We start from the raw sequence: 10,919 nt of genomic DNA on the forward strand, positions 1-10,919 counted from the left end.
GTAGTAGCCGGGAGCAGTGCCCGGATGTCGACCGACTCGCTGCCCAGTACTACGAACCCCGTGAAGATAGTCAGGAAGCCCGCCACTGCGGTCGGGGTGATTGCCTCACCGAGCAAGGCCCACCCGCCGAGCGTTGACACGACGGGGACCACGTAGAAGATGAGGTTGGCCTGAATTGCACCGGTGACATCGAGCAGGCCGAAGTAGGCGATGTAGGCGATTGCGCCGGCGAAGATGCCGACGTACAGCAGGGCTGCTATCGCAGTCGGCGACCACACCGCCGTGGCCGCGGATTCGCCCATACCGATGCTCAGCGCATGGCAGAGCGCGGCGGCGACAGGGAGCGCCCACGCGGTTCGGACCGTACTCGACAGGCCACCGCCGGACCACCGGATGAGCACGCTGCCCAGCGCCGCGCTAGCCGCGCCAGCGAACAGGATGAGCTTGCCGATGCCCCCGCTCAGGAGCATTGCCGGGTCAGGGCTAACGACGAGACCGACACCGAGCAGGCCGATAACGATCCCGAGACCGCCGCGGGCCGAGAGTCGTTCGTCGGAGAGCAAGATAGCGGCGAACACCGGCGTCAGTATCGGGTTGAGGCTGAAGATGATAGCGGCAACCGCGCTGGTAGCGGACTGCTGGCCGACGAATATCAGCGCGTTTGCGAGGCCGAGCGCGAACAGGCCTGTCGAGAGAATCCCAAGCACGTCGCCTCGGGTCCGTGGGAGCAGTTCGTCCCGGGACCGCGTCACCACAACATACCCAAGGAGCACGACAGCGGCGATGTCGAACCGGAGAGCGACGAACAAAAGCGGCGGGAGATACGACAGTCCGGCCTTCGCGCCGACGAAGGTCCCGCCAAGCAGGACACTGGCAACGGCGGCGAGGGCGAAGGTCCGGCGCGAAATCATACCGCCACCTCGTATTTAGTTTCTGATACAACTGCACAGCCGACAGAGAGAGCACGGAGAGAAACCTGAATCATCGTACTCTACAGTACGGTATCGATGCTTATAGGCCCGTTTAGAAAATATTACATAACGCGAAACGGCCGAACACCCGTGGCGGATGTGCACGGTGTGAAATTATTTCATACTACGAAAGCGCTTTAGGACGGACTCCCTAACGTGGCGGTATGGAATCGGCGCTCGAAGAGATCGAGTTCCTCGCGCTCTCGTCAAACCGGGTCGAGGTGTTGCGGCTTCTGGCCACGGAGCCACACTCACGCGGGGAACTGGCGGCCGAAACCGGCGCGTCACAGGCAACGCTCGGCCGGATCATCGCTGACTTCGAAGAGCGGTCGTGGATTCGCCGAACAGGGGACGAGTACGTCGCCACGGCGACGGGCCGCATCGTTGCTAACGGGTTCACCGACCTCCTCGGTAGCCTCGAAACCGAGCGGCGGCTGCGCGACATCGTCCAGTATCTCCCCACCGATGCGATGGCCTTCGACCTGCAACATCTGGCCGACGCCACGATAACCGTTCCAAGTCAGACGCGCCCGAACGCGCCGGTCCAGCGATTACTCGACCTGCTTCGAGATGCCGAGGAAGTCCGGACGTTCTCCCATGCGTTCAACGACCAGGCGATTCGAGTCGTTCAGGAACGGGTCACCGCCGGCGAACAGCGGTTCTCGGGCGTGTTCTCGCCCGGCGCGATAGACGCACTGGCGGCGGACGACCGACTCCGGAAACGACTCGAATCGCTGCGTGCCGAACCGGACGCGTCAGTCCGGGTGCGAACCGACGGTGTGCCACTTGCGGTGATGATCGCCGACGACGTGGTCCATCTGCTGTTGCGGGACGACAACGGCGTTCTACAGGCGTCGATCGATACGACCGCGCCGGCCGTCCGCGAGTGGGCTATCGAGGCGTTCGACGCGTACTGGGCGTCCGCGGAACCGCTCTCCGACGAGTGGGCGCTGTAGCCACTGTTTCTGATCGTCGGAGCCGCTGTAAGAATCAATAGAACCGCTACCGGACCAGATACGGGTCGTCGTTCGGCAGGAACCGCCCGAGGTCCGCCTCGCGGCGATAGTCGGTCTTCAGTAGCGCAGTCAGGACGTCGACAAGGGCGTCTTCGTCGTCGTCGCTCCACTCCGCGGGCTCTTTGATCGGGTAGACGAGCCAGCCGCTGCCGGGCACCTCGGTTGCGTGCAGCGCGTCCATGTCGATCGATTCGGTCGGCTCCGAGGTCGTGTTCGCGAACACGTGTCGCGTGGCCCGCTCGCCGACAGGCAGGAGGACGTGGGCAGTGATGGCCCGGAGTTCTGTGTCGAACAGCGGCTCCAGAGCTTCGTAATCCGCGTCTGTCGGCCGGTCGCCGCCGCACATGTACAGGTACGACAGGTAGGTCTTCTCGACGGTCGGCGGCGTGCCGGCCTCGGCGAGCAGTCCGGCCTCAACGAGCGCCCGCTGGAGGCGCTCGCCCGCAGCGTTGTCGGTAAACGGGATGCCAGACGTTGCGCCACCGTGGACGCCGGGGTGGTCACCGATGACGTGGAAGTGGGCGTTGGCGTCGCCGTACCCCGGCACAAACGGCTCACACGGTGCGTCGAAGCCAAAGGGGTTGTGCTGGCGGGCCGTGACGTTCTTCACGCGCGAAAGCAACGGGCCGTCGCTCAAAACTCCGCCGGTTTCCGTTATCGAATACGAGAAATAATGGTTAAGTTTGATAACGCTTTTCTCGGATGCCCGCAAGGAGTCGGATATGCTCCGGTCCGGGAGAAGTGATATCGCGTGAGCCACGATGACCGTGTCGAGGACCTTCGGGAACGAAAAGCCGAGGCCGAACGAGGCGGTGGCGAGGAACGAATCGAGGCGCAACACGACCGCGGGAAACTCACCGCGCGTGAGCGCATCGATTACTTCCTCGACGACGGCACCTTCGTCGAGATCGACTCGCTCCGTGAACATCGCTCGACGAACTTCGACATGGCCGACAAGAAAGTACCGGGAGACGGCGTCGTCGTCGGCTACGGCAAAGTCGACGGCCGCCGGGTGTACGTCTTCGCCCACGACTTCACCGTCTTCGGCGGGTCGCTGGGCGAGGCGTTCGCACAGAAAGTCTGTAAGGTGATGGACAAGGCCATCGAAACGGGCGCACCCATTATCGGGCTGAACGACTCCGCCGGCGCGCGGATTCAGGAGGGCATCGACTCGCTGGCGGGCTATGCCGATATCTTCCATCGCAATCAGCAAGCCAGCGGTGTCGTCCCACAGATTTCGGCCATCATGGGGCCGTGTGCCGGCGGCGCGGTGTACTCCCCCTCGATCACGGACTTCGTCTACATGGTCGAGGAGACCAGCCACATGTTCATCACCGGGCCCGACGTCATCGAGACAGTGACCGGCGAGGAGGTCGGCTTCGACGAACTCGGCGGCGCGAAGACCCACGCCTCCGAGTCCGGGGTGGCCCACTTCACGGCCGCCGACGAGAAGGACGCGATGGACGACATCCGCTACCTCCTCTCGTATCTCCCGCAGAACAACGTCGAGGACCCGCCGCGGGTCAAACCTTGGGACGACCCCGAACGCCGAGACGAGGAACTGAAATCGGCTGTTCCCGACGCGCCACAGAAACCCTACGACATGACGGACGTCGTCGGGCGTATCGTCGACGAGGACTCCTTCTTCGAGGTGGCTGAGGACTTCGCGCGCAACATCGTCATCGGGTTCGCCCGCATGGACGGTCACAGCGTCGGTGTCGTCGGCAATCAGCCACGAGTCAACGCCGGGACGCTGGACATCAACGCCTCGCGGAAGGGCGCGCGCTTCGTCCGGTTCTGTGACGCGTTCAACATCCCGATTCTCACGTTCGTCGACGTGCCCGGGTTCATGCCCGGCAAGGACCAGGAACGCAACGCCATCATCAACCACGGCGCGAAGCTCCTGTACGCCTACTCTGAGGCCACCGTGCCGCTGGTGACCGTCATCACCCGGAAGGCCTACGGCGGGGCCTACGACGTGATGGCGTCGAAGCACATCGGCGCGGACATGAACTACGCCTGGCCGACCGCCGAAATCGCCGTGATGGGGCCGAAAGGTGCGGTGAACGTCCTCTACGACGACGAACTGGAGGACGCCGACGACGTGGAGGCCCGCCGGCAACAACTCATCGACGAGTACCGCGACGCCTTCGCAAACCCCTATACGGCGGCCAAGCGCGGCTTCGTCGACGATGTCATCGAACCCCAGGAAACCCGCCCGCGGCTCATCGACGACCTTGACCTCCTCCGGGGGAAACGCAAGGACCAGCCCGACCGCAAGCACGGCAACATCCCACTGTAACGATGGCGGCTGACACTGACTCGGCTGTCGATGCAGATCTGGTCGCAGAAATCGCCGCCCAACTCGACGACGCGTCGACGGCCGAAGCGGCTGCTATCGCCGTCGCTATCGGCGCACACCTCACCGACCGCCAGCGTGCGGCAGCAGCGGCCGCGGCGGCTGCGGCGGCAGACGACGGTGACTCCTGGGACGGCAGACAGTGGTCGTTCTCTGGGCGCGTTGAAGCCACGCAGAAGCGGTCCGTTCGGGTTCGCTCGGACGCGCCGACCGACCCCTGGAGCGCTGCCGGCCGCGCCGAACGGTTCTAATCGCGGACAGTTTTTTATCAGTTGCTCGGCGACGCCCTGAGTCGGTTTGTGGTCATGTTCCATACTGACATGATTATATATGTAAGTTTGGCCGCTATCTGCGCATAGTTTTATGGGCCGACTCTCAGTATGAGGGCGTATGTTCGATAAGGTGCTCGTCGCTAATCGCGGGGAGATAGCGGTGCGCGTGATGCGCGCATGCGAGGAGTTGGGCATCGGCACAGTGGCCGTCTACTCTGATGCCGACAAGCACGCCGGTCACGTCCGGTATGCGGACGAGGCGTACAACGTCGGTCCGGCCCGTGCCGCAGACTCCTATCTCGACCAGGAAGCGATTATCGACGCGGCCAAGCAGGCCGACGCTGACGCCATTCACCCGGGGTACGGCTTTCTCGCGGAGAACGCCGACTTCGCCGCGCGCGTGCAGGAAACGGACGGCGTCACCTGGGTCGGCCCCGAGAGTGAGTCAATGGAGGCACTGGGCGAGAAGACGAAGGCTCGCAAGATCATGCAGTCGGCTGACGTGCCTATCGTCCCGGGGACGACCGACCCGGTCGAAGACCCCGAGGAAGTCGTCGAGTTCGGCGAGGAAAATGGGTTCCCGGTGGCTATCAAGGCCGAAGGCGGTGGTGGCGGCCGTGGAATGAAAATCGTCCACGACCCTGAAGAAGCCGAAGAACAGCTCGAAAGCGCAAAACGGGAGGGAGAGGCGTACTTCTCGAACGACTCTGTCTATCTCGAACGCTATCTGGAGAACCCCCGCCACATCGAGGTCCAGATTATCGCCGACCACCACGGCAACGTCCGGCATCTGGGCGAGCGTGACTGCTCGCTCCAGCGCCGCCACCAGAAAGTTATCGAGGAGGGTCCCTCGCCGGCCCTGAACGATGCGCTCCGCGAGAAGATCGGCGACGCTGCCCGACGCGGCGTCCGCGAATCGGACTACTACAACGCCGGGACTGTCGAGTTCCTCGTCGAAGAGGACACCGACCGCGAGCAAGGGGAACTGCTCGGCGAGGAGGCGAACTTCTATTTCCTCGAGGTTAACACCCGCATTCAGGTCGAGCACTGCGTCACCGAGGAGATCACCGACATCGACATCGTCAAGTGGCAACTGCGGGTGGCGATGGACGAGGAGATCACCTTCGACCAAGACGACGTGGAAATCGAGGGCCACGCGATGGAGTTCCGCATCAACGCCGAGAACGCCGCTGACGACTTTGCGCCCGCAACCGGCGGTAGCCTCGACACCTACGACCCGCCGGGCGGTATCGGCGTCCGCCTCGACGACGCGCTCCGGCAGGGCGACGACCTCGTCACGGACTATGACTCGATGATCGCGAAGCTCATCACCTACGGCGGGGACCGTGAGGAGTGTATCGAGCGCGGGAAACGGGCGCTCAAGGACTTCGACATCGAAGGCATCCCGACCGTCGTTCCGTTCCACCGCCTGATGCTCACCGATGAGAAGTTCGTCAACGGGACACACACCACAAAGTACCTCGACGAGCACCTCGACCGGACGCGCATCGAAGAAGCGCAGGAGCAGTGGGGCACGGTCACCGAATCCGACGGCGAAGGCGACGAGGACGAGGAAGTCGTCGAACGCGAATTTACCGTTGAGGTCAACGGCAAGCGCTTCCAGGTCGACCTCGAAGAGCGCGGCGCACCCCCAATCAACGTCGGCAACGTAGACGCCGACGGTGGGAGCCAGCCACAGCGGCCACAGGGTGGCAGTAGCTCTGACAGCGGAGGCGGCAGTGCCACCACCGCCGAGGGTCAGGAGGTTGCCGCTGAGATGCAAGGGACGATTCTGGAGGTCAACGTCGAGGAAGGCGACGAAGTCGAGGCCGGCGACGTTCTCTGTGTGCTCGAAGCGATGAAGATGGAAAACGACATTGTCGCCGAACGCGGCGGCACTGTCAACGACGTAGCCGTCAGCGAGGGCGAATCCGTCGACATGGGCGACTTGCTCTTTGTGATCGGGTGAGCGCGGCCTGCCCGCCGCGCGCTGCAGACGCCTTTTATTCCGGCCGGTCGAAGCCCCGGATATGAACGACACACGCCACCGGGTGCTCGATGCACTGGCCGACGGTCCTGTTTCGGGGCCGACTCTCGCCGACGAACTGGATATCTCTCGCTCCGCGGTCTGGAAGCACGTTGAAGCGCTCCGTGACGAGGGGTTCGAGATCCGTAGCGACGACGCGGGCTACGCCCTCGATTCGGTACCGGAGTTCGGGGCGAGCGCGGTCGAATACGGCCTCGATGCGCCGTTTTCTGTCGAGTACCACGACAGCATTCCCAGCACGAACGCACGCGCCAGAGACCTTGCGGCAGAAGGGGAGTCAGACACTGTGGTGCTGGCCGACGAACAGACCGGCGGCCGGGGGCGCCTCGACCGTGATTGGCACTCGCCGAGCGGCGGAATCTGGCTCTCGGTACTGTTCCGTCCCGACGTGCCGATGGCCCACGCGCCGGTGTTCACGCTTGCGGCCGCTGTCGCGGTGACACGGGCGGCACGTGAGGCCGGCGTCGAGGCCGGCATCAAGTGGCCCAACGACGTACTCGTCCGCCACGGCGACGAGGAGCGCAAACTGGTCGGCATCCTCACCGAGATGGAGGGGGAGGCCGACCGCGTCTCCTGGGTCGTCGTGGGCATCGGGGTCAACGCGAACGTCGACCCAGCAGACCTGCCCGATGAAGCAAACCCGACGAGTCTCTCGACCGAACGGGGCGAGCCGATCGACAGGCGACTGTTCACGCAGCGACTGCTAGAAGAATTCGACGCGTTGCGACAGGATACGGGGCGCGTCGTCGAGGCGTGGCGGGAGTACGCGACGACGCTGGGCAAACGGGTCCGGGTCGAGACACCGGGAGGCCCTATCGAGGGCGAAGCCGTGGACGTACAGTTCCCAGGCGCGCTCGTTATCGAGACAGCATCCGGTACAGAGGTCGTTTCAGCGGGGGACTGTGAGCATCTCCGCCCGGTTTCGGAGTGAGCGCAACGACAGGGGACACGTCACTGTGGGACGCCGGCAGGCTGCTCATCCTCCGGGAGGTCTTGCATCGCTGTCTCCACCGGAACGGTGACGACTGGGACGTGGGCTGACCGGACGACCCGTTCGGCGACGCTGCCCAGCAACAGGCGGTCGATGCCGCCGCGACCGTGGGTCCCCATCACGATGAGGTCACAGCCGTGCTGGCTCGCGTACTCGACGATTTCCCGGCTTGGGCTTCCCTCGGCCGTAGCTCGCGTGACAGTCACGTCGTCGGCAACGAGACGTTCCACCATGTCCAGCGCCATCTCACCTTCGCGGTGAAGCGAGTCGGTAACGCCCTCCCACGTCGGCTCGTGCGGGAGCGTGGAGAACCGACCGATGTCGACGACGTACAGCGCGTGAATCTCACTGTCGTGAGCCGTTGCAAGCGCCTCAGCGTGTGTGAGTATATCTCTCGACCCCGCTGATCCGTCAGTCGGGACCAGTATCCTGTTGTACATACTGTACTATTGACTGGCTGAACGGATATAGTTTGGTAAAAGATAACATGCAACAACCAAACAGGGTAGTGTTCAGTTCAACTCTCGGTCTCGTTCGAACTCCGCTGTCCCGGAGTCATCCACGGACGGGCCGTCAAGGGCCTGTTCGAGTCGGCGTTCCAGTTCCGCCTCGCTAATCTCCCCGTTAGCGTAGCGCTCAGAGAGCCGATCGACGGGGTCTGTTTCGTTGGCCTCGCCAGTCGTGTGTGCGGCCTGTGCCCGTGACGCGTCAGTCGCCGACGCCGTTACCTCGTCCTGACCGAAAACCTCTGACACGACCCAGTACACGGCGTAGCCGATGGCCACTATGAACCCGATGGTGACAGCCAGAGAGAGGAGTCCCAGTATGAGACCGATGAGACCGAAGAACAGTCCGAACGCAACTCTCACAGCCGCGATGACGACAAACAACGAGACCAGCCCTAACAGGCCATACAGGAGTATTTTCAGCGGTGTACTCAGGGCGCGGTCGGTGGTGGAGGGCATTGCCCGAAGATACTATTCCCGCAGTGATAAGAATTATTCCGTCATCGGATGGACGACTCGTCGAACGTCGGCCGTCCCTGCCCGACGAACGACTGCCCGAACGGGGTTCTGTGCGCCGCAGAGATTGTCCGAATCCCCGTCGAGCACCAGCAGGCGTGCCGGTTGTCCGGTCTTGATGAGTCCGCCGCCAAGCCCCGCGATTTCGGCTCCGTTGACTGTGGCCATCCGCAACACCTCGCGGGCTGAGAGGTCGTACAGCTTCGCGGTGAACTCCATCTCGCGGAACATCGACGGGCTGTTGAGCATGACGTTGTCCGTCCCGAGCGCGACCGTCGTCCGGTCAGCCAGTGCTTCGACCGGCGGACGGCCAACGCCGGTGACGATGTTCGACCGGGGACAGACCACAACGGGGATTTCGCTGTCGGCGACCCGTTCGAGATGCAGCGACTTGGCGTGAACCATGTGGACGAGGAAATCGGGGTCGAGGTCGAGCGCGGGGTTGATGTCGGAGCTGTCGACTTCCCCCGCGTGGATGCCGAACAGCTTCCCGGCCTGTCGGGTCGCGCGTCGCTCCGCCCCGAACTCACTGTCGTTGGCCCCGCTCGCGCCGAACCCGTCACCCAGTTCCATCGCGTCGGTTGTCTCGCGCCCGAGAATTACGCTTTCGAGGTCTGACCCGGACAGCGCGTCTCGAATCGCCTCGACGCCCTCGACGCCGCCCTCCCGGAACTCGATGAACGCGCCGGTTCCCGACTGTTCCATGAACGACAGCGTCCGCTCCATCGCGGCCACTAATTCGTCTCGGCTCGCATCGTGGAGGAGTCGATGTTTCAGGCCGTCCGGGGGCGCGACCAGTTCCTCCAGCGAGAGCCCCTCGCCGGCCTCCTTGGCGATGGAATCGCCGATATGCGTGTGGGCGTTGACGAACGCCGGCGCTACGATATCGTCGCTGTCGACCGCGGTTTCCTCGACAGCGGTTATCTCCCCGTCTTCGACGACGACACGGCCCTCGACGGCCTCGAACGACCGCCCCGTCAGAATCGTCCCTTCCAGAATCACACTCCCTGTTCGCCCGTTCTCTCAGTTAAACTCATCGAGGGTCGCATGGATACCCGTCCGTACGTCCCGAACCCGAGCCCCGTCGAGGTCGAGTCCGAGTTCGCGGATGGCCGCCGCGCCGACCCGCTCACTCTCGGCTTCCGGCGCATAGACGCCGAGCCGCCACTGGTCGCGCTGAGCGGCGCGGATGGCGTTGACCAGCGTCGACTGTTCACCGAGTCGACGGACCCCACCGTTGACGAGGACACGGCTGCTGGACTCGGTCATCGACGGTTCGGGCGGAATGTCGAGCACAACGGCGTCGCTGTCGACGTTCGCTTCGTCGGCGATAGCCTGCTCCATCGCGCCGACCGCGTCGTGGTCGGCCGCCAGCACCTCGTCGGGCACGGCCTGCCACTCCGCCCAGACGGCGCGTTTGTACAGGTCTCGCTGGGTCAGCCGCCGCGCGTACGCCGCGGTCGCGTCGCACTGTCTGAGCGCCACGAGCAGGTCGTTATCGTCCCACCGGCGAAGCGTCTCGGCCGTTGTATCAGTCGCGGCGAGTAGTTCTTCGGTCCCGCGCCGCAGCATCGACTTGGCGATGCGGGCGACGTGGTGCTGGTAGACAGTGGGGTTCATCAGCGCCCGTGCGAGCAGGAGCGACTCGGCCGTCTGGACGTTCCCCTCATCGAGGACGAGTTCACCGTCGACAAAACACAGCTCCCGGACCAGCCGCTCGTGGTCGATAGTCCCGTATGGAACGCCCGTGTGGTGGGCGTCGCGGACCAGATAGTCCATCCGGTCGACATCCAGTTCGCCGGAGACGAGCTGGCCCAGTTCGCCCTCGCCGGCAACGAGGCCGGCCACGCGGTCCGGATTGAGGCCGTGTTCGGTGAGCACGCGTGCGACAGGGCCGTCACCGAGTAGTTCGTCCACGTCGTCGTGGTACTTGCCCGTTCGGCGGTGGATGAGCGCCTCGACGTTGTGGCTGTACGGTGAATGCCCCACATCGTGGAGTAATGCCGCGGCTCGGACTCGCTCGGCCTGCTGGCCCTCGATACCCAGGTGGGACAGCACTCGGTCTGCGAGGTGATAGACGCCCAGCGAGTGCTCGAATCGGGTGTGGTTCGCCGAAGGATAGACGAGCGTCACCGTGCCGAGCTGGGAGATGTGCCGGAGCCGCTGGACCGGCGGCGTGTCGAGCAATGCCGCCGCGACGCCCTGAACCTCGATATGGTCGTGGACGCTGTCCTTGATTGT

11 protein-coding genes are annotated in these 10,919 nt (G+C 64.1%); 5 read left to right on the top strand and 6 right to left on the bottom strand.

Features of this window, described 5'->3' with window-relative positions; all coding sequences use genetic code 11:
- Positions 1 to 911: DMT family transporter (locus G9463_RS22015; RefSeq protein ID WP_165897838.1), on the bottom strand; the 911-nt coding region annotated here is incomplete at its 3' end.
- A 224-nt stretch (positions 912 to 1,135) separates the two neighbouring features.
- Between G9463_RS22015 and G9463_RS22020 the strand changes: the two genes are divergently transcribed.
- Positions 1,136 to 1,927 carry a winged helix-turn-helix domain-containing protein gene (locus G9463_RS22020; protein WP_165897839.1) on the top strand — a complete coding sequence of 264 codons (792 nt, stop codon included), beginning with the start codon at positions 1,136 to 1,138 and terminating at the stop codon, positions 1,925 to 1,927.
- A gap of 46 nt (positions 1,928 to 1,973) precedes the next feature.
- Here the strand turns inward: G9463_RS22020 and G9463_RS22025 are convergent, their stop codons facing one another.
- Positions 1,974 to 2,597, bottom strand: a complete 624-nt coding sequence (locus G9463_RS22025; RefSeq protein ID WP_050037652.1) for a uracil-DNA glycosylase family protein — start codon at positions 2,595 to 2,597, stop codon at positions 1,974 to 1,976.
- Between the two features lie 141 nt (positions 2,598 to 2,738).
- Between G9463_RS22025 and G9463_RS22030 the strand changes: the two genes are divergently transcribed.
- The 4 genes from G9463_RS22030 to G9463_RS22045 all read left to right on the top strand — a co-directional run bounded on the left by G9463_RS22030 (position 2,739) and on the right by G9463_RS22045 (position 7,596).
- Positions 2,739 to 4,289, top strand: coding sequence for an acyl-CoA carboxylase subunit beta (locus G9463_RS22030; RefSeq protein WP_007188209.1), 1,551 nt, complete (start codon positions 2,739 to 2,741; stop codon positions 4,287 to 4,289).
- A 2-nt stretch (positions 4,290 to 4,291) separates the two neighbouring features.
- Positions 4,292 to 4,597, top strand: a complete 306-nt coding sequence (locus G9463_RS22035; protein ID WP_004963491.1) for a hypothetical protein — start codon at positions 4,292 to 4,294, stop codon at positions 4,595 to 4,597.
- A gap of 139 nt (positions 4,598 to 4,736) precedes the next feature.
- Positions 4,737 to 6,587 (top strand): acetyl-CoA carboxylase biotin carboxylase subunit, encoded by a 1,851-nt coding sequence (locus G9463_RS22040; RefSeq protein ID WP_007188208.1) that lies wholly within the window; start codon positions 4,737 to 4,739, stop codon positions 6,585 to 6,587.
- Positions 6,588 to 6,648: 61 nt separating this feature from the next.
- Entirely contained in the window at positions 6,649 to 7,596 is a 948-nt protein-coding gene (locus tag G9463_RS22045) for a biotin--[acetyl-CoA-carboxylase] ligase (RefSeq protein ID WP_165897840.1), read from the top strand.
- 20 nt (positions 7,597 to 7,616) lie between these two features.
- Here G9463_RS22045 and G9463_RS22050 read toward each other — a convergent pair whose 3' ends face one another.
- The 4 genes from G9463_RS22050 to G9463_RS22065 all read right to left on the bottom strand — a co-directional run.
- Positions 7,617 to 8,096: a universal stress protein gene (locus G9463_RS22050; RefSeq protein WP_011224869.1), complete on the bottom strand. Its 480-nt coding sequence runs from the start codon at positions 8,094 to 8,096 to the stop codon at positions 7,617 to 7,619.
- A 72-nt stretch (positions 8,097 to 8,168) separates the two neighbouring features.
- Positions 8,169 to 8,621, bottom strand: coding sequence for an SHOCT domain-containing protein (locus tag G9463_RS22055; protein ID WP_165897841.1), 453 nt, complete (start codon positions 8,619 to 8,621; stop codon positions 8,169 to 8,171).
- 33 nt (positions 8,622 to 8,654) lie between these two features.
- The gene (locus G9463_RS22060; protein ID WP_165897842.1) at positions 8,655 to 9,680 is read right to left on the bottom strand and encodes an amidohydrolase family protein; all 1,026 of its coding nucleotides are present in this window, start codon (positions 9,678 to 9,680) and stop codon (positions 8,655 to 8,657) included.
- A gap of 21 nt (positions 9,681 to 9,701) precedes the next feature.
- The coding region (locus G9463_RS22065; protein WP_165897843.1) for an HD domain-containing protein at positions 9,702 to 10,919 on the bottom strand (1,218 nt) is incomplete at its 5' end.

It is taken from the genome of Haloarcula sp. JP-Z28, from assembly GCF_011440255.1.
Taxonomy (GTDB): domain Archaea; phylum Halobacteriota; class Halobacteria; order Halobacteriales; family Haloarculaceae; genus Haloarcula; species Haloarcula marismortui.

What these genes read in the sequence shown, in the direction of transcription:
- G9463_RS22040 (WP_007188208.1), top strand. Translation starts at nt 4,737, where the DNA reads ATGTTCGATAAGGTGCTCGTCGCTAATCGCGGGGAGATAGCGGTGCGC.
- G9463_RS22055 (WP_165897841.1), bottom strand. Translation starts at nt 8,621, where the DNA reads ATGCCCTCCACCACCGACCGCGCCCTGAGTACACCGCTGAAAATACTC.
- G9463_RS22035 (WP_004963491.1), top strand. Translation starts at nt 4,292, where the DNA reads ATGGCGGCTGACACTGACTCGGCTGTCGATGCAGATCTGGTCGCAGAA.
- G9463_RS22020 (WP_165897839.1), top strand. Translation starts at nt 1,136, where the DNA reads ATGGAATCGGCGCTCGAAGAGATCGAGTTCCTCGCGCTCTCGTCAAAC.
- G9463_RS22050 (WP_011224869.1), bottom strand. Translation starts at nt 8,096, where the DNA reads ATGTACAACAGGATACTGGTCCCGACTGACGGATCAGCGGGGTCGAGA.
- G9463_RS22045 (WP_165897840.1), top strand. Translation starts at nt 6,649, where the DNA reads ATGAACGACACACGCCACCGGGTGCTCGATGCACTGGCCGACGGTCCT.